Genomic DNA, 15,993 nt, shown 5'->3' with positions numbered 1-15,993 from the left:
ACTATTGGGAGGCTTACGCATGTTTGACCTGAAAACACTCGACGGAAGTACAGCTATTGTGAATCAAGACACTTTGGACGCTCTTGGTGCATCGCTTCGCGGCGGGGTCTACCAGAAAGGCACCTCGGAATACGAAGACGCGAGAACAACGTGGAACAGCATGTTCGAACGTTACCCGGGGTTCGTGATCCGCGCTCTAGGAGCAAGCGATGTGCAGAAGGCCGTGAATTTCGTACGAGACACTGGCCTCGTAATGTCGGTTCGGTCGGGTGGGCATCAGATTGCAGGGCACGCTGTCGCAGATGAAACAGTCATGCTCGATCTGTCCCAAATGCGGTCGGTTCACGTAGATCCTGTCAACAAGACTGCTCGGGTTGGACCGGGTGCACTGCTAGGAGATGTGGATCGTGAAACCCAGGCGCATGGGCTTACCGTTCCTGTTGGCATCAACTCGACCACGGGTATTGCGGGCCTTACCCTTGGCGGCGGTTTTGGATGGACCACCCGGAAATTTGGCATGACGATCGACAACCTGCTCTCAGCGGAAGTCGTGACTGCGGACGGAGCCATTGTAACCGCATCCCCTACAAGCCACCCGGAACTTTTCTGGGCTATCCGCGGTGGGGGTGGAAACTTTGGTGTCGTAACCTCATTTGAATTCCAACTGCATGAGCTAGGACCCGATGTCCTGTCTGGCCTCATTGTTCATCCGATAGAAAATGCGCCAGAGCTCCTCGCTGAATTTGCTACGATTGCTGACAATTCCCCGGATGAGCTGACCGTCTGGAGCGTGATGCGAAAAGCGCCTCCTCTACCGTTCCTGCCAGTTGAGTGGCATGGGCGAGAGGTGTTGATCTTTGCAGCCTGCTATAGCGGGTCGATGGAGGAAGGTGAAAAAGCTATGGCGGCATTGCGCGCGCTAGGTGAACCAATCGCCGATGTGATATCTCCCCACAAGTTCGTAGACTGGCAGGCCGCCTTTGATCCTTTGTTGACGCCAGGCGCCAGGAACTACTGGAAGAGTCATGATTTCGATGCACTTTCTTCGGATGCAATCTCAGGACTCTTGGAAGCGATTTCCAGCCTTCCTGACCCGGCGTGTGAAGTTTTTATTGCCCATGTGGGCGGAGCAATGGCGCGCGTCGAGGCCGGTTCTACCGCTTATCCCCAAAGGTCTGCTCACTTCATCATGAATGTTCACACGCGTTGGGAGGATCCCAGCAAGGATGCCGAGTGCATTGCTTGGGCGCGAGATCTTTACGACCAGATGCAACCGCATGCGACTGGAAGTGCGTATGTCAACTTTATGCCCGAGGACGAAGCAGACCACATGGCAGGAGCATATGGGGACAACGGTGAGAAGCTTTCTAGGATCAAGGGCACATACGACCCCACCAACTTGTTCAGGGTAAACCACAATATCTTGCCTGCGTGATGAAATTCAGAACTGCATAAATTGATCCAGATTGATGCTGATTGTTTTGCTTTGGCGTCACGCCGCATTCCTCGTTGGCTAGTTTTCAGGCCAAGTGGAGCATCCAAGCGACGATCGCGCTGGTGATCATGCACCCAATGGGTTGTGGTTTCCGTAGATACGGCCAAGAAATGCAATATGCGTATGTGTCCGCTTTGGGCTCGTTGAAGACCTTGGGGCAGCCGTAGCAAAACCCCTGCCCCGCTAACAACTAACCACGCGGACGGCCCGTTCCGGACCTTCACCCCATAGTCTCCATGCTGCGGTGCGGCCCGTCGAACCTGCCGTTCGCTGCGAGCGGAAAATCCAAAGGCTACCAGAATTCGCGAAATGCGGAAAAAAAACCGCCTCAGGCTGGCGCTGCAGATTTCGCATTTCCACCGACAACCCACAGGCAAAGTAAAGCAAGAAAAACCGCTATCGCAAATGCGGCAAGAATGCTGTCAGATGGCAAGCCATCGAGGACGAAACTAATTGTCCTACCGAGGGCAAAAGAAGAAAATACCGTGACTCCAAGCAAGACTGAGGTCTGGACCAACTTTGGTGTCCACCGATCAACCAATCTCGCAGATTGCCGCTGACATCGGATACTTGTCAGAGCCTGCTTTCAACAAAACCTTCAAATGGGTATTTGGCGCACCACCGGGAAAAATCAGGAAGAACGGAGTTCACTCCGTATCCAGACGAAACTTGAGAAACTGAGCATCTTCGTATTCGATCTCGCCTATGTGCTTGGCTCCGAGTTTCCGGAGTGCACCCAGATTTTTTCTACTTGGTGGCAGCAGAAACGTGACAAAGGGGATACGTTTGTCAGCGATCGCAAAGTCGATTGCCATTTTGGAAATCCGGTTCCCAAGTCCAAAGGCGTCGGGCCGCAAAACCAACCCAAAATCCCATTCGTCCCCTTCTTTTTGAAAGCCCCCCCAACCAACATACCGACCGCCTGATAAAAACGCCCAGTGTCCAAGACCGTCCCGCGCCCAGTAGTCTTCCTTTTTGGCGATAAAATCTCTTGCGACCTCAACATTCCATTTGAACGTCAAAAGTGGCATATGCTCTGCTACCCGGGGGTCGGACATATGAACCGCAATGTCATTCGGATCGATTTCCGAAAGGCGTGCAAATGAAATCCCATCTTTCATCATTGTACTCATTTGATGACCCAAGCTGTCGCTTGCATGCAAAGTAATTATGGCGCGAATACTGTTTCACAGCTTTCTCGCGACAATGTACCGGCTCGGCAATAACCCGGCTTGATCCGCTGTCTCAACGATATCGAAGCCCGCACGTTCAATAGCGTGCTGGAGTTCAGCTACGGATACAAAATTTACGAACGGAGCTTTCCCGAGCACCTGCATAATCGGGATCGCTATTCGGCTGATTATGCCATATTTGAACCCTCCACTCTCTGGAGCGCAGACGGTCTTGGAAATGAATACCGCACCGGGTTTTGTAAGGGTCGCAATGTGTTCGAGTGCATGGCCCATATCGGGTACAAGGTGCAGTAGATTATGCGCGAGGACAGCGTCGTAAGAACCGTCGTCAGGATCGTGCTGCAGAACCTCGGCCACTTTGAACGTTACATTCTCCAGCTCTTCTTCAGCGAGTTTCTCGTTGGCGATTTCGATCATCCCCGGTGCGAGATCGGAGGCAGTGACTTGAGCCACATGTGGTGCCAGTAGCAACGCGGTTGACCCCGTCCCACACCCGATTTCCAGCACGCTGTCTTCGGCTTGCAGGTAGGACTTTGTACGTTCGAGCGTGTTCAGATACCCTTCCATATTTCGGATAGGATCAGCCGCATATTTGCGCGAAATCTTGCTCCAGAACTCGGCATCTTTGGACAATGCAGCCATCTTTTATCTCTCTTTCAAACTTTTCACAGCAGCCAGTAAATTAAAACACGATTTTATGGAATTGCCAGATTTTGCAGAACTGTTATGCATTAATGCATGAATTGGAACGCTATCAATTTCGATTGGAACCAGGCACGGTCCTTTCTTGCAACGGCAGAAGAAGGTTCGTTTTCCGCCGCGGCGCGCGTGCTTGGGCAGACCCAGCCAACCGTCGGTCGGCAAGTCGCCGCGCTGGAACAGGCGCTCGGCGTCACATTGTTTGAAAGGGTCGGCAAGTCGCTTAATCTGACAACCGCTGGTGCTGAGCTGTTGGCACATGTCAGTGAAATGGCAAATGTTGCGAATAGGATTTCTCTGACTGCAACAAGCCAGTCACAAGCCATTGAAGGGCAAGTCAGGATCACTGCGTCCGACGTGATGTCAGCCTATCAGCTTCCACCGATTCTTAAGCAGATCAGGCTCGCGGCACCGCGGCTTGAGATCGACGTCGTTGCGGCAAACGATATACGAGACATACAGCGGCGTGAGGCAGATATTGCAATTCGGCATGTTCGCCCAACACAGCCGGACCTGATTGCAAAACTGGTGGCAGAAGCGACGGCACATTTTTACGCCGCCCCTTCGTACCTCGAACAGGTTGGACGACCAAGAAATGAAGAAGAAATTGCCAAGTTGGATTTCGTCGGTTTTGGAGACATTGACACGATGATTGGATTTCTCAATCCGGCTGGCATCGAAGTAACCCGCAAGAATTTCCGGATTGGGTCGCAGAGCGGGATAGTGTCATGGGAGCTTGTGCGCCAAGGCTTCGGCATTAGTGTTATGTCAGACGATGTGGCGGCCCTGACACCTGGTGTGGAGCGCGTTCTGCCCGAACGCGCGCCATTCAAGTTTCCTATCTGGTTGGCCACGCACTCTGAGTTACAAACAGCGCGAAGGATCAGGTTGGTATTCGATCAGCTTGCAGACCATCTCGGCACGCGAACAATTCTCTGACCCTGAGGTCGTCTGATGTCACGAACTGGAGTCCGCTTCAGGCTCATTTCGGAGCTCGGTGCTGTTGCAGCAAAAGCCCCTGCCCCGCTGCCAGCTGATCACGCACAGCCCAAAGCAGACCTTCAAAATACGAAGATGGATTGAACTCCTAATAAGAGAGAGCATTACTTTGCCTGATGGGAGAGGCTGAGAACGCGAAAAATCTGCACTGGGTTACCGATGCCCTGCAGTTCCCGTTCTCCCAGCTCTTCGGTCTCCACATGTTCTTCTATGTCTAGAAACGCCCGTTGGTTAATAAGGATCTGCCCGTCGCTGGCAAAGTCGCAAAGCCTGGATGCGGTATTCACTACTCCACCAATTGCGGTGTAGTCGGCGCGACCATGAAACCCGATAAGCCCAAGCGTCGCGTAACCACTACTGATCCCAATACCCAAACCCATTACGTGTCCGAGTTTCTGCCAGGGTGCTCGTATTCCTTCGAAGGCTTCGCTTATTGCCTTAGCCAGCCGCACAGCTTGCAGAACGGGCTGATCGCAGGGAACCGGATCATTGAAGAACACCATCAATCCGTCTCCGGCTCGGTATCCGATTGTACCCTTGTGTTGGGCAACTAAATGACCGACTGCATCGTGGAAATGCTGGAGAAGAGTAATGACATCTTCCGGCTCAATCGCCTCGGAAATCGCTGTGAAATTCCGGATGTCACAGAATAGGCAAGCGATGTATTGACGATGAGTATTAAGAAGCTCGTCAGAGTTTTCTTCGACGACAAGCTCCGCAACTTGAGGAGCAAGAAACTGTTTGAGGCGCCCCAGCCTGTCAATCTCACCTTCCTGGCGCTTTACTTTCTCGGTCAGTCTTTCGTTCAATGCTTCTATTTCATGTGTCTGATTGCGAACCGTGTGGTTCAAAGCATCAAGTATAAAGTTCTGGTTTAGCAAAGCCGCGATCACCAAAAGCACATAGGCAAGCGCTTCGACGCGTTCATCATAACCGAAGTACAATGTGACAATCAGGATGATGGCTGCTATCCCACCGAGGGCGAGTGGAAGCTCCTTGGCATGTCGTTTCCGATCTCTCCATAAGAAACTAACTGCCAACAATGCAAACACCCACATGAGCACCGCTTGCGCATGTGGGTTTATGGAAAGCGCTTCGTAGCCAACCAAATAGGTCAGCAAAATCCCGGAGTAACACGTGGCCAACGACGCCAGAGCAGCCAAGACAGCTCCGATCCCGATTGGCATCGAAATTTTGAATTCCTCTTTTGCCACGCCGATACCGTCGGCTACAACACGCGGCGAAGGGTCCGCGGCGGAGTTTTTTCTGTGTTCGGGATCAGGCATGGTCCTCGTTTGCGCTTAGTTGCTGGTAGAGTACGTTTGAATTGAAGTTGCGTCAAAATCACATACCTGCATGGGGCAGTTGAGGGTTTCACCAAATCAACAACGACAAGTAAAACAACCTCATGCTTCACAGAACAAACTTGCAATCACCCGTCTCGGCGTAGTCACCTAGGATACGGGGATGGAGGAAGCTGATGACGCGATGGAAGTTTGTGGTTTGTGTTTGGTGTGCGCTGACTCTTGTTGCTTGCGCTCCAAAAACTCGCACCTATGAAAAGACGGTATCGGCCTCGCTTCCGGCAAACTCGCGCACAGCTCTTAGTCAGGCAGCCAACCGGCTTGGCGATCCCAAAGACGGTCGGTCGGGGGTCAAACTGATCAGTGACGGCGAAGAAGCGCTTGTTTCACGTTTGCTGTTAGCGGCTGCGGCTGAGCAAACGATAGACGCGCAATACTACCTTCTGCACAACGACCCAACGGGCCACCTTTTTGCAGCCAGTCTTTTGCAGGCGGCAGATCGGGGTGTTCGTGTCCGATTGTTGCTGGATGACATGGATACGTCCAGCTATGACGCGATGACAGCCGCATTGGATAATCACGAGAATATTGAAATCAGGCTGTTCAATCCGTTTTGGCGCGATCAGAGCCTTTTGTTCGCGGGTCTGACGGACTTCAAACGCATCAACCGCAGAATGCACAACAAGTCCATGACGGCGGACAACGTGTTCACGATAGTGGGTGGCAGAAACATCGGTGCCGAGTATTTTCTGGCGCGGAAAGAAATGAACTATGCCGATCTGGATGTGCTGGCCGCAGGCCCAGTTGTACGCGAGGTGTCGCAAAGCTTTGACGCATACTGGAACAGCGAATTCGCCGTTCCGGCTCGTGTGGTCGTTGGAGAACCCCAGGAATTTGACCTTGCTGATGCACGAGTCCGGTTGAATGAACTGGTCGAGGAAGCGAGGCAAACGCAATACGGCGCTGCCCTCAGAAAATCAGCGCAAGAGAACTTCGCGGATGGAGCCCTGTCACTGGATTGGCTGCCTGCGAAACTTTATGCTGATCCGCCCTCAAAAGCCGCGGGTCTCGAGAACTCAGGCCCCGTTCTGGCATCTCAATTGCTTCCGTACTTTGAGAATGCCAACAGTGAGGTGAACATCGTCTCCGCCTATTTCGTGCCGCGCAACAACGGTGTGAAATGGCTGACCGAACTCGAAAACCGCGGGGTCGACGTAAAGGTTGTGACCAATTCACTTGCATCTAACGACGTCGCACCCGTCTACGCGCACTACGCCAAGAAACGCCGTGCACTTCTACGCGGTGGAGTAGAACTCTACGAACTGCGCCCCGACGCCTATCAGGTCCAACGTCGGGGTATTAACTGGGCTCAATCTCGATCAGGCCTACACTCCAAGGCATTTGCAGTTGATGACCGATACTTGTTCGTAGGGTCGTTCAACTGGGACCCGCGGTCTGTCAACATCAACACCGAAATGGGAATTCTGATTGACTCACCAGCATTGACCGCACGGACTATGGGTGCCTTGGACGACGCGCTACCCGCATACACATATAACGTGACGCTAGAGCACGCCGGTCAGCTTAAATGGACAACAAGAGGCGATGATGGCAACGTCCTTGAGTATGAATCCGAACCGACAGGATCAGCTTGGGATCATATAGTTGCTGGATTTCTAAGTATTTTACCAATTGGGTCCCAGCTGTAGGTTTCTTGGCAGATGGCCGAAGCAGCCAGAGAACTCCGGTCTGTAAAACGGCAGCCTTGGGCCGAAAACGTCTGTTGATCGTTTTCCGCCGGTCTTTTGGAGGTGCTGTCAGACGAATTCGAAACAGTCTCAGTTTGCCGTCAAATCCGCGAACTTATCCGGAAAAAAGTTGACGCCACTCGGTAAGAGCGGCGGTGCGCGTCAGCTTGAAGGTGTCTCGGCTGGTTAGCGATCTTTCCTGGTTGATGTGGTTGTAGACGGAGGAATGGACGGCGGCGAATTTCTGCAAACTTCGCATACGCCTGAAACGTTGCATGGCGCGTTCTCTTCGTCTGAAAGCCAGGTGCGAATTCTCAACGCGGTTGTTGAGCCACCTGCCCGTCTGTTGTTTATCGGCAGCACCAAGCTCTCTGAGCGCGGCTCTGAATGAGGCGAAGCGATCCGTGACGACGTTTTCCGCTTTATCGTGTCGCTTCATCAATTTCCTGAGGAATTTCAACGCGGCCTGCTTGTTTCGGCATTTGGTGACAACGGCTTCCAGCACCTCGCCCTCATGATCGACGGCCCGTCAGAGGTAGTGTCTCTTGCCATTCACCTTCACGAAAACCTCGTCCACGTGCCACTTCCATTTGGAGTATGCTCTCAATTGCTGCACCCGCTTCCGCCTGATTTCAGAAGCAAACATCGGGCCAAACCTGTTCCACCAATATCGAACGGCTTCGTGGCTCACATCGATGCCTCGCTCGTGCAGCAGATCTTCCACATTTCGAAGCGAGAGAGGAAAACGGATGTACAGCATCACAGCAAGGCGGATGATCTCGGGGCTGGTTTTAAAGTATTTGAAAGAGGCCGGTCGGGTCATGGGCAAAAGCTACGCAACCACCCTGCCCCGCTCAAGCAAAGTTCTTCTGACAAGGCCCGCGTCGGGCTGCGTCAGCTGTTTCCCGCGCCTCCGCCAAGCCAACATCCGGCCACCGCCCCAGGCCCATTTCCCGTCGCTTACCGAAAACCGTCAGTCTACGAACCCACTTGCCGCTTTTAGAATCTGCTTTCACAAGTCAGAGCCCAGCGCCATCGCAGTGCTTTCCAGCCTCTAACGCGATAACGCCGCGCACGCTCAATTTGTTCTTAGCCATATAGTTCTCTACCAATCCACCCATTGGTCCACCCCTAGGTATGGTATGTGCTGCCGGTAGTCGAGATTAATTGAGACGAGTTTAAGGAGATAAGTTAAATTTTTTTAGATACTTAATCTCTATCTGAGATTGTTTGAGACTTCTACATATAGGGTTTCAGTGCCCTCCGGCAGCACCATCCAAACATCCTTTGCTTTTTGATTGTCCCGGTATCAAGGGGCGCGACGCAGCCCTGTCTTCTTTTATCTGTTGGAAATACAGGATCACGGGCCGGGTTGTCGCAACCTATGCGCGGCAACACGGGGGTACAAAACCTCAGTCAGACAATGACCAGCATCCTCAGCCCCCCGTGGAAAACCCGTAACGCCCGTCGGGCTGATCATTTGTCCGACGGATCACTTTCAGCATAATCCCGCAGGCGCTCGATATCAGAGATTACGGCGTGGTTGCGATTAATTTGCACACCAACCGTTTTTAACCGCGAAAACGCCCGGCTAAGGCTTTCCGGCTTCATCCCTAGTCGCCCGGCGATCAGCATTTTGTCATAAGGTAGCTCTACGTCGCAGCCATCGGGTTTGGCGTCACACAGGTTCAGAAGAAACTCTGCTACCCGCTGCGCACCCGTCTGCGCCTTGAGCTGCTCCAGCTGTGCCACCAGCGAATGCAGATGCGTGAACGTGGACGCCAGAATGGAAACACCGATCTCGGGGTCTTCTTTCATCAACGACAACAGCAAAGGGCTTGGGATATGCATCACGTCGCAGGCCGACACGGCCTCGGCAGAAACGGGGTAAGGGACGTTTCGTAGCGCGACGGCCTCGCCAAAACTTTCGCCGCGGGTAAAGACGCTGACTACTGCCTCGGCCCCGGTCGGGGACATGCGGAACAACTTGACCCAACCGGCAAGAACCACGTGGACGGCCTTGGCCTCTTCTTCCTGTAGAAAGATCGTTTCGCCCCGATCATAGCTACGCCAAATTGCGTGGCTCAGCAGTGTATCGACATGCTGGTCCGGCAAACTCTTGAGCAAAAGCGATTGCCGCGCGATCGCTTTTTGTGCTTCGTGTGCCACGGAGTTTCCCCTTTTCCCTGGTCGATCGTCCGACCGGTACGTCCTTTTTCGCAAGGCTATGCCAAAGCTCTGCCCGGCGCGCCAGCCTTTTCCTGCTTCAACTTGACTATTGTCATGTCTTAGGCGTCACCATGCGCATAAATTCGGCCCAAAGCCAGCAATCCGGGGAGCCAGTATAATGGACTACGAGCGATTTTTCACCCAGAGCCTGGACGATCTGCGGGACGAAGGAAACTATCGTGTTTTTATCGACCTGCAACGCCGCTGCGGATCATTCCCAAACGCACGTCAAACCGACGGGGCGGTACAGCGCGACGTACGTATCTGGTGTTCGAACGACTATCTGGGCATGGGGCAGCATCCGGCGGTGACCGGGGCGATGCATCACGCGCTGGACCGGTGCGGCGCTGGTGCTGGCGGCACCCGGAACATCTCGGGCACCACACACGATCACGTCCTGCTTGAGGCCGAACTGGCCGATCTGCACGGCAAAGAAGCCGCGCTTCTGTTCACCTCTGGCTATGTTTCGAACTGGGCGGCCCTTGGCACCCTTGCTGCGAAAATCCCCGGCCTTATCGTTTTCTCGGACGCGCTGAACCACGCCTCGATGATCGAAGGAATCCGTCATTCGCGCGCGCAAAAGGTGATCTGGAAGCACAACGACCTTGAAGACCTTGAGGCGAAGCTGGCTGCTGCCGATCCTGACGCCCCCAAGATGATCGCCTTTGAATCCGTCTATTCGATGGACGGAGATATCGCGCCGATCCAAGAGATTTGCGATCTGGCCGACAAATACGGCGCGATGACTTATCTGGATGAGGTTCATGCCGTCGGTCTTTACGGCCCGCGCGGTGGCGGCATTGCCGAACGCGAAGGTCTGATGGATCGACTGACCGTGATCGAGGGCACGTTGGGCAAAGCCTTTGGCGTAGTTGGTGGATACATCGCGGCCTCAGCCGCACTTTGTGATTTTGTGCGCAGCTTTGCCAGCGGGTTTATCTTCACCACCGCTCTCCCTCCGTCGATTGCGGCGGGCGCTGCGGCCTCAATCAGGCATCTGAAACAGTCGAATACCGAACGCGATCTGCAAAAGTCCCGCGTGGCGCAGGTGCGTGCCCGGTTGGATGCAGAAGGCATTCCGCATCTGCCCAACCCCAGCCACATCATCCCGGTGATGGTGGGTGATCCGGTGAAATGCAAATTCATCTCGGACACGCTGCTTGAAGAATTCGGTATCTACATCCAGCCGATCAACTACCCCACTGTCCCCAAAGGAACCGAGCGTCTGCGGATCACCCCTTCTCCGGTGCATACGGACGAAGATATCGAACATCTGGTCGGCGCGCTGTCGGCCCTATGGCAACGCTGCCAGATCGCGCGGATGCCGATGGCTGCCCAGTAAACAAAGCGCTCCTTGCTTGAAAAACTGCCGCCCAGATCGGGCGGCTTTTTTCTGCTTCAAACGAGGTAGAGGGCAAAGATCAGCACCGAAAACCCGGTTAGAACCATGGTGAATCCGCGCAACCAGGCTGGGCTTCTAGCAAGGTCCAGATACTGCGCAAGGATTACGCGCGTCTTGATCAGCGCAAGCAACAGAATGCCACCCCCCATGACCGCAGCCGGCACCGGCAACAAGGTCAGTAACGCTGAGCCGACACTTAGCCCCAAAAGGGCAAGCCAGGCCCGTGTCAGAGTGTTGTCCCCCATCGCCCTCATCCCAACAGATAGATCACCGGAAAAAGCATGATCCAGACCAGGTCGACCATGTGCCAGAACTGCGCGCCCGCCTCGATATTGCGTGCGTCATCCCGCCAGGACACCAGTAACAGAATGCCGACCCCGGCCAGAACATGGGCCGCGTGAAAACCAGTCAGAAGGTAGTAGAACAGGAAGAAGGGATGCGTTTCATAATTGATCCCCTGCGCCATTTTATCCGCGTATTCCGTGCCTTTGATGATCAGGAAAACAACGCCCAGAAGGGCCGCGCCGATCAAGGCCATGCGCGCCGCTGCGCGCCGCGCGACCTGTCGCCAGTGCAGCGCCTGTGCGGCCAGATACCCCGATGTGACCAGAACCGCTGTGTTAAACGCCGCTCCAGTGCGATGCAGATGTGACTGCGCCTCGGCAAAACCTGCCGGGTCGGTCAGACGCACGCCCATAAAGGCGATCATCCCAGCGCCGAACACCAGCAGTTCCGAGACGATCAGAACCCACATCAGCAACTCGCCCGGAAGCTCGTCGATCACAGAAGCATCGCTCATGCGCCGACCAGTTGGCGATAGATTTGCGGCAAAGCCATCGTCAGGCGGTGCGGGTCAGGGATCACCGCAAAACCGCCCTGCCCGAACATACGCGGGAACCAGCTTTTACCGGTTTTGTCGATGGTGACACCAAAGACCGATTGCCCAGCGCGACGCGCTTCGCGGACGGCCATGCACGTATCTTCGATACCATGGCGACCCTCATAGTGATCCAGGTCGTTCGGCTTGCCATCGGTGATCACCAGCAGCAGCCGGCGCTTGCGCGATTGATCCGCCAAATCGGCCGAGCAATGCCGGATTGCCGCCCCAAGCCGTGTGTAATGCCCCGGGCGCAGTGACGCGATGCGCTGTTCGACAGTTCCGCCCATTGGCTCATCAAACCGCTTGCAGCGCTGCACATAGACACGCTGACGTTTCAGAGAACTGAAGGCGTGGATCGCAAAGTCATCCCCACAAGCATTTAACCCCCACGCCAACGCAGCCAGCGCCTCGCGTTCAATATCGATCACGGCGCGGCCTGTGACTGCGCTTTCGGTGGATCGGCTGACATCCAGCAAGATCGAGACCGCCAGATCACGAGCTTCGGGACGGGATTGCTGCCAGATGCGCTCGTTGCCTTCGCCACAAGCCAGACGTTCAGTCTCGGCACGCACGGCGGCTTCGATATCCAACTGGTCGCCGTCCAGATGGCCGCGTGTCATAACCCGACCGGGGCGCAGCGCCTCGAACTGGCGCTTCACCGCGCGGATGCGGCGGGCAGTGGCCGGGTCCTTGCCAAACTCGGCTGCGTCTTCGCGGATATCGGCATCCGACAACAGGACATTCACGTGGTCTGGCAGATACTGCCCGGTGCGCACGTCCCATTCGGGATAAAGGATACGGCCCGACAGACGCTCGCGATTCACATCCTCGGGCGCCAGATCCAAGTGCAGCTTCAGCTTGGTGGGCGGTGCCTTCGAGATTTGGCCCAGCCCGATCTCTTCCTGATCGTCGGCCGCCTTTTTGGCATTGTCGGGATCGTCATCATCGACCCGGCGGTTCAGGTTCAGAAATTCAGCCCAACTGAGGATCGCCTCGAATTTGTGCAGGATCAGGCTGTCTTTCCGCTCAGCCTGATCAGATTTACGGCGGCGGGCGCGGTGGGTTTTCTCTCCCGATTCCTCGGGCGGGCCTTCGGTATCGGGGTTTTCCACCTCATTATGTTCTGAAAAGCCAACGGCGCGCAGTTCGGGCCACAGGGGGACCGGGCGAAAACGCTGATACCCGCGCGGGGCAGACAGGCTGTCATCCAGCTCCAGCAGCTGTTCCGCCTTGGCAGACAGCGATACCGGATCACCCAGCATATGGCGAACCAGTTCTTCCAGCGCGGCTTCGACCGGCGACAGGTTAGGGATATCACGTTGGTGCAGCAGACCCTTGCACAGTTCGGTATAAAGGGGGCGCAAGCCGGGGGCGTTTTCCAGCGTGGCCTCGACCATCTGTCGCGCAGCGATCAGCGCATGCAGGTCGGCCCGCAGGGGGTCATCCTCATCAATTCGGGTGTCGGCATGGGCTGCAACGGCTGCCAGCCAGACATATAGCGCGCCGTTGGCTTCGCGCGCCGGGAAAACGGCCAGACGGTCCGGCAGGCGCAATACCTCGCCATCGAACGAAGCACGCGGCATCAACTCGGCCTCGGTTCCCAAGCGGCGACGCCAGCTTAACCGGTGGCGTGAAATTTCGGGTGAGACCGGGCGTAATTCAACGCCCGGACTACCCCCAAGCCCTCGGAAGAGGACTGCCAGCCGCCCCGCGACCTCAGAAAGGTCGACCGCGGCTCCAACATGCACCTCAGGTGCATCGAGGCGGCTGGCAAGGGTGTGCCACAGTTTCCCGATCGTTTCTTCGGGTTCCCATGGCTCAAAATCGATCTTGACCATTGGCCGGCCTCACCCAAAGACAGCCGTGACAAGATCGAGGAGCCCGCGTTTGATATCCTCGTCATCAGTCAGAGGTTCGATCATTGCGGCAAGAATGGCGCGGTCCGTCGACATACCCTGTGCGATCAGCGTCGCAGCATAAACAACCAGTCGGGTAGAAACGCCTTCCTCAAGATCCTGACCCTTGAGCCCCCGCAGTTTGTTCGCCAACCGGATCAGCGGTTTGCAGCGCTCAAGCGCCAGGCCACTTTCCTGGGCGACAACCTCGGCCTCCATCACAGGCGACGGAAAGTCGAATTCCAGCGAGATAAACCTTTGCCGGGTCGAAGGTTTCAGGGTTTTCAGGATATTCTGGTAGCCGGGATTGTAGGATGCCACCAGCATGAAGCCGGGCGCGGCTTCGAGTTCTTCGCCGGTGCGATCAATCGGCAGGATGCGCCGGTCGTCAGTCAAAGGGTGCAGCACGACGGTCACGTCCTTGCGGGCCTCGACCACCTCATCCAGGTAACAGATTGCGCCTTCGCGCACTGCGCGGGTCAGCGGGCCATCGACCCAGACGGTTTCTCCGCCTTTCAGCAAATAGCGGCCAATCAGGTCGGCAGCGGCCAGATCATCATGGCAGGCGACAGTATAAAGCGGGCGGCCAAGCTGCGCGGCCATATGGGCCACAAAGCGGGTCTTGCCGCAACCTGTCGGCCCTTTCAGCAGAACCGGCAGATCGTTGTTATAGGCGGCGGTGAACACATCGCATTCATCGCCCTGGGGCAGGTAGAAGGGGGCGTTTGCCGCCCCCGTTCCCATTTGTATGGAGCCATCCATTTGCATTACTCCGCAGGGGTTTCGGCTGCGCCGGGTTCGATGACCTCTTTCCGGGGCACCCAGATCGAGTAGACGAACAGCAGCGCACCAAGGACCACGACTACACCAGACCCAAAGCGCATCCAGTAGAAGATCGCGATCTGATCCTGCACGTCCATGAAGTAGTCACCGATCACACGTTGCATGTGCGTCTGCACGGTTCCGCCGAAGGTCAGCACGAAGGTCATGAAGACCATACCGCTGGTCATCAGCCAGAACGAACCCATGTTCAGCACCTGATTATACGGATCACGGTTTTTCAGGATCGGCATGGCATAGGTGAAGATCGCCAGGTTGAGGCAGACATAGGCGCCGTAAAAGGCCAGGTGACCGTGGGCCGCGGTAATCTGCGTGCCGTGGGTGTAATAGTTCACCCCGTGCAGCGTATGCAGGAAGCCCCAGACACCAGCACCAAAGAAGGCCAGCGTGGCACAGCCCAGCGACCACAGCAACGCGGCCTTGTTAGGGTGGTCCCGGCGACCCTTCCAGACCATGACGAAGGCAAAGGCCATCATCGCAAAGAACGGGATCACCTCAAGGCTCGAGAAGATCGAACCGATCCACTGCCAATACGCTGGCGTACCGATCCAGTAGTAGTGGTGACCAGTCCCAAGGATGCCCGAGAACAGCGCTGCAGCGACGATGACATACAGCCATTTCTCAACCACCTCGCGGTCAACACCGGTCAGCTTCAGCATCAGGTAGGCCAGGATCGAGGCCATGATCAGTTCCCACACACCTTCGACCCACAAGTGAACAACATACCACCAGTATTGCTTGTCCAAGGCCAGGTTGCCGGGGTTGTAGAAGGCAAACAGGAACAACAGCGCCAGACCCCACAAACCCAACAAGAGGATGTTGGTGATCGCGGTCTTTTTGCCCTTCAGAACGGTCATCGACACGTTGTAAAGGAAGATCAGCGCGGCCACGACAATGCCGGCCTTGACCCATTTGGGTTGCTCAAGGAACTCGCGCCCCTCTTTGCCCAGCAGCCAGTTTCCTTCGAACAGGTTGAAGGTATAGGTCAGCACCACGCCCAACGTCCCCACAACCAGAATGATCAGTTGTAGATAGGCCAGCTTGGGTGAATGGATTTCACGTTCAGCCTCTTCCGGGATCAGGAAGTAGGCCGCGCCGAAGAAGCCCAGGATCAGCCAGACGATCAGCGCATTGGTGTGCAGCATCCGCACGATGTTGAACGGCAAAAGCTCGCTCAGGAAATTTGGTGATACATAGATCAGGCCAGCCAGAAGGCCACCCAGAACCTGTATCACGAACAGGGCCATGGCCACCGCAAAGTAGGCGTAGGCGATTTTTTGGGATTCGTATTTCATTGCTCCGTTCCCTT

At 55.5% G+C, this 15,993-nt stretch carries 16 protein-coding genes and 1 pseudogene; 5 read left to right on the top strand and 12 right to left on the bottom strand.

Translation table 11 applies throughout. From position 1 onward, the window contains the following. Window positions 1-19: 19 nt before the first annotated feature. A complete protein-coding gene (locus tag ACR0JB_RS13045) occupies window positions 20-1,435 on the top strand; it encodes an FAD-binding oxidoreductase (RefSeq protein WP_170397579.1) in 1,416 nt (471 codons plus the stop codon). Between the two features lie 388 nt (window positions 1,436-1,823). Here the strand turns inward: ACR0JB_RS13045 and ACR0JB_RS13040 are convergent, their stop codons facing one another. Further along, window positions 1,824-2,012: a DUF4345 family protein gene (locus ACR0JB_RS13040; RefSeq protein ID WP_170395823.1), complete on the bottom strand. Its 189-nt coding sequence runs from the start codon at window positions 2,010-2,012 to the stop codon at window positions 1,824-1,826. A 5-nt stretch (window positions 2,013-2,017) separates the two neighbouring features. Here ACR0JB_RS13040 and ACR0JB_RS13035 point away from each other — a divergent pair, with 5 nt between their 5' ends. Next, window positions 2,018-2,176: a helix-turn-helix domain-containing protein gene (locus ACR0JB_RS13035; RefSeq protein WP_217354375.1), complete on the top strand. Its 159-nt coding sequence runs from the start codon at window positions 2,018-2,020 to the stop codon at window positions 2,174-2,176. On the opposite strand, the gene ACR0JB_RS13030 is transcribed toward ACR0JB_RS13035, so the two are convergent. Together ACR0JB_RS13030 and ACR0JB_RS13025 are read right to left on the bottom strand one after the other, a co-directional pair. Further along, entirely contained in the window at window positions 2,143-2,628 is a 486-nt protein-coding gene (locus ACR0JB_RS13030; protein WP_254437377.1) for a GNAT family N-acetyltransferase, read from the bottom strand. The two genes, ACR0JB_RS13035 and ACR0JB_RS13030, sit on opposite strands and share 34 nt — an antisense overlap. Before the next feature lie 54 nt (window positions 2,629-2,682). Then, the gene (locus ACR0JB_RS13025; protein ID WP_170395822.1) at window positions 2,683-3,330 is read right to left on the bottom strand and encodes a class I SAM-dependent methyltransferase; all 648 of its coding nucleotides are present in this window, start codon (window positions 3,328-3,330) and stop codon (window positions 2,683-2,685) included. 96 nt (window positions 3,331-3,426) lie between these two features. Between ACR0JB_RS13025 and ACR0JB_RS13020 the strand changes: the two genes are divergently transcribed. After that, window positions 3,427-4,326 (top strand): LysR family transcriptional regulator, encoded by a 900-nt coding sequence (locus tag ACR0JB_RS13020; RefSeq protein ID WP_170395821.1) that lies wholly within the window; start codon window positions 3,427-3,429, stop codon window positions 4,324-4,326. 164 nt (window positions 4,327-4,490) lie between these two features. On the opposite strand, the gene ACR0JB_RS13015 is transcribed toward ACR0JB_RS13020, so the two are convergent. Beyond that, complete coding sequence (locus ACR0JB_RS13015) at window positions 4,491-5,672, bottom strand: adenylate/guanylate cyclase domain-containing protein (RefSeq protein WP_170395820.1); 1,182 nt, start codon at window positions 5,670-5,672, stop codon at window positions 4,491-4,493. A gap of 194 nt (window positions 5,673-5,866) precedes the next feature. Between ACR0JB_RS13015 and ACR0JB_RS13010 the strand changes: the two genes are divergently transcribed. After that, window positions 5,867-7,399, top strand: coding sequence for a phospholipase D family protein (locus ACR0JB_RS13010; RefSeq protein WP_480789974.1), 1,533 nt, complete (start codon window positions 5,867-5,869; stop codon window positions 7,397-7,399). A gap of 154 nt (window positions 7,400-7,553) precedes the next feature. On the opposite strand, the pseudogene ACR0JB_RS13005 reads toward ACR0JB_RS13010, so the two are convergent. The 3 genes and pseudogenes from ACR0JB_RS13005 to ACR0JB_RS12995 all read right to left on the bottom strand — a co-directional run bounded on the left by ACR0JB_RS13005 (window position 7,554) and on the right by ACR0JB_RS12995 (window position 9,607). Then, window positions 7,554-8,261, bottom strand: a pseudogene (locus ACR0JB_RS13005) (IS6 family transposase). Between the two features lie 31 nt (window positions 8,262-8,292). After that, window positions 8,293-8,454 carry an Arm DNA-binding domain-containing protein gene (locus ACR0JB_RS13000; RefSeq protein WP_367648229.1) on the bottom strand — a complete coding sequence of 54 codons (162 nt, stop codon included), beginning with the start codon at window positions 8,452-8,454 and terminating at the stop codon, window positions 8,293-8,295. Window positions 8,455-8,914: 460 nt separating this feature from the next. Continuing rightward, complete coding sequence (locus ACR0JB_RS12995) at window positions 8,915-9,607, bottom strand: Crp/Fnr family transcriptional regulator (protein ID WP_170350179.1); 693 nt, start codon at window positions 9,605-9,607, stop codon at window positions 8,915-8,917. Window positions 9,608-9,785: 178 nt separating this feature from the next. Here ACR0JB_RS12995 and hemA point away from each other — a divergent pair, with 178 nt between their 5' ends. After that, window positions 9,786-11,009, top strand: a complete 1,224-nt coding sequence (gene hemA, locus ACR0JB_RS12990; protein WP_170399985.1) for a 5-aminolevulinate synthase — start codon at window positions 9,786-9,788, stop codon at window positions 11,007-11,009. Window positions 11,010-11,065: 56 nt separating this feature from the next. On the opposite strand, the gene ACR0JB_RS12985 is transcribed toward hemA, so the two are convergent. Genes ACR0JB_RS12985 through ACR0JB_RS12965 form a run of 5 tightly spaced genes read right to left on the bottom strand, consistent with a single transcriptional unit; the run spans window position 11,066 to window position 15,979 of the window. After that, on the bottom strand, window positions 11,066-11,314 hold the full coding sequence (locus ACR0JB_RS12985) for a cytochrome C oxidase subunit IV family protein (RefSeq protein WP_480789973.1): 249 nt from the start codon (window positions 11,312-11,314) through the stop codon (window positions 11,066-11,068). A gap of 5 nt (window positions 11,315-11,319) precedes the next feature. Beyond that, the gene (locus ACR0JB_RS12980) at window positions 11,320-11,868 is read right to left on the bottom strand and encodes a cytochrome c oxidase subunit 3 (protein ID WP_170399987.1); all 549 of its coding nucleotides are present in this window, start codon (window positions 11,866-11,868) and stop codon (window positions 11,320-11,322) included. Further along, on the bottom strand, window positions 11,865-13,787 hold the full coding sequence (locus ACR0JB_RS12975) for a nitric oxide reductase activation protein NorD (RefSeq protein WP_480789972.1): 1,923 nt from the start codon (window positions 13,785-13,787) through the stop codon (window positions 11,865-11,867). The genes ACR0JB_RS12980 and ACR0JB_RS12975 overlap by 4 nt, the downstream gene beginning before the upstream one ends. Before the next feature lie 9 nt (window positions 13,788-13,796). Beyond that, a complete protein-coding gene (locus ACR0JB_RS12970; RefSeq protein WP_170377217.1) occupies window positions 13,797-14,606 on the bottom strand; it encodes a CbbQ/NirQ/NorQ/GpvN family protein in 810 nt (269 codons plus the stop codon). 5 nt (window positions 14,607-14,611) lie between these two features. Beyond that, a complete protein-coding gene (locus tag ACR0JB_RS12965; RefSeq protein ID WP_170350173.1) occupies window positions 14,612-15,979 on the bottom strand; it encodes a cbb3-type cytochrome c oxidase subunit I in 1,368 nt (455 codons plus the stop codon). Between the last annotated feature and the right edge of the window lie 14 nt (window positions 15,980-15,993).

It is taken from the genome of Ruegeria sp. BI7 (assembly GCF_056537925.1).
This window is presented reverse-complemented; position numbering and strand designations above follow the sequence as displayed.

Bases quoted from the DNA above. Each gene is read 5' to 3' on its own strand.
- ACR0JB_RS13045 (WP_170397579.1), top strand. From the start codon at position 20: ATGTTTGACCTGAAAACACTCGACGGAAGTACAGCTATTGTGAATCAA.
- ACR0JB_RS13030 (WP_254437377.1), bottom strand. From the start codon at position 2,628: ATGAGTACAATGATGAAAGATGGGATTTCATTTGCACGCCTTTCGGAA.
- ACR0JB_RS13025 (WP_170395822.1), bottom strand. From the start codon at position 3,330: ATGGCTGCATTGTCCAAAGATGCCGAGTTCTGGAGCAAGATTTCGCGC.
- ACR0JB_RS13020 (WP_170395821.1), top strand. From the start codon at position 3,427: ATGAATTGGAACGCTATCAATTTCGATTGGAACCAGGCACGGTCCTTT.
- ACR0JB_RS13015 (WP_170395820.1), bottom strand. From the start codon at position 5,672: ATGCCTGATCCCGAACACAGAAAAAACTCCGCCGCGGACCCTTCGCCG.
- ACR0JB_RS13010 (WP_480789974.1), top strand. From the start codon at position 5,867: ATGACGCGATGGAAGTTTGTGGTTTGTGTTTGGTGTGCGCTGACTCTT.
- hemA (WP_170399985.1), top strand. From the start codon at position 9,786: ATGGACTACGAGCGATTTTTCACCCAGAGCCTGGACGATCTGCGGGAC.
- ACR0JB_RS12985 (WP_480789973.1), bottom strand. From the start codon at position 11,314: ATGGGGGACAACACTCTGACACGGGCCTGGCTTGCCCTTTTGGGGCTA.
- ACR0JB_RS12980 (WP_170399987.1), bottom strand. From the start codon at position 11,868: ATGAGCGATGCTTCTGTGATCGACGAGCTTCCGGGCGAGTTGCTGATG.
- ACR0JB_RS12975 (WP_480789972.1), bottom strand. From the start codon at position 13,787: ATGGTCAAGATCGATTTTGAGCCATGGGAACCCGAAGAAACGATCGGG.
- ACR0JB_RS12970 (WP_170377217.1), bottom strand. From the start codon at position 14,606: ATGGATGGCTCCATACAAATGGGAACGGGGGCGGCAAACGCCCCCTTC.
- ACR0JB_RS12965 (WP_170350173.1), bottom strand. From the start codon at position 15,979: ATGAAATACGAATCCCAAAAAATCGCCTACGCCTACTTTGCGGTGGCC.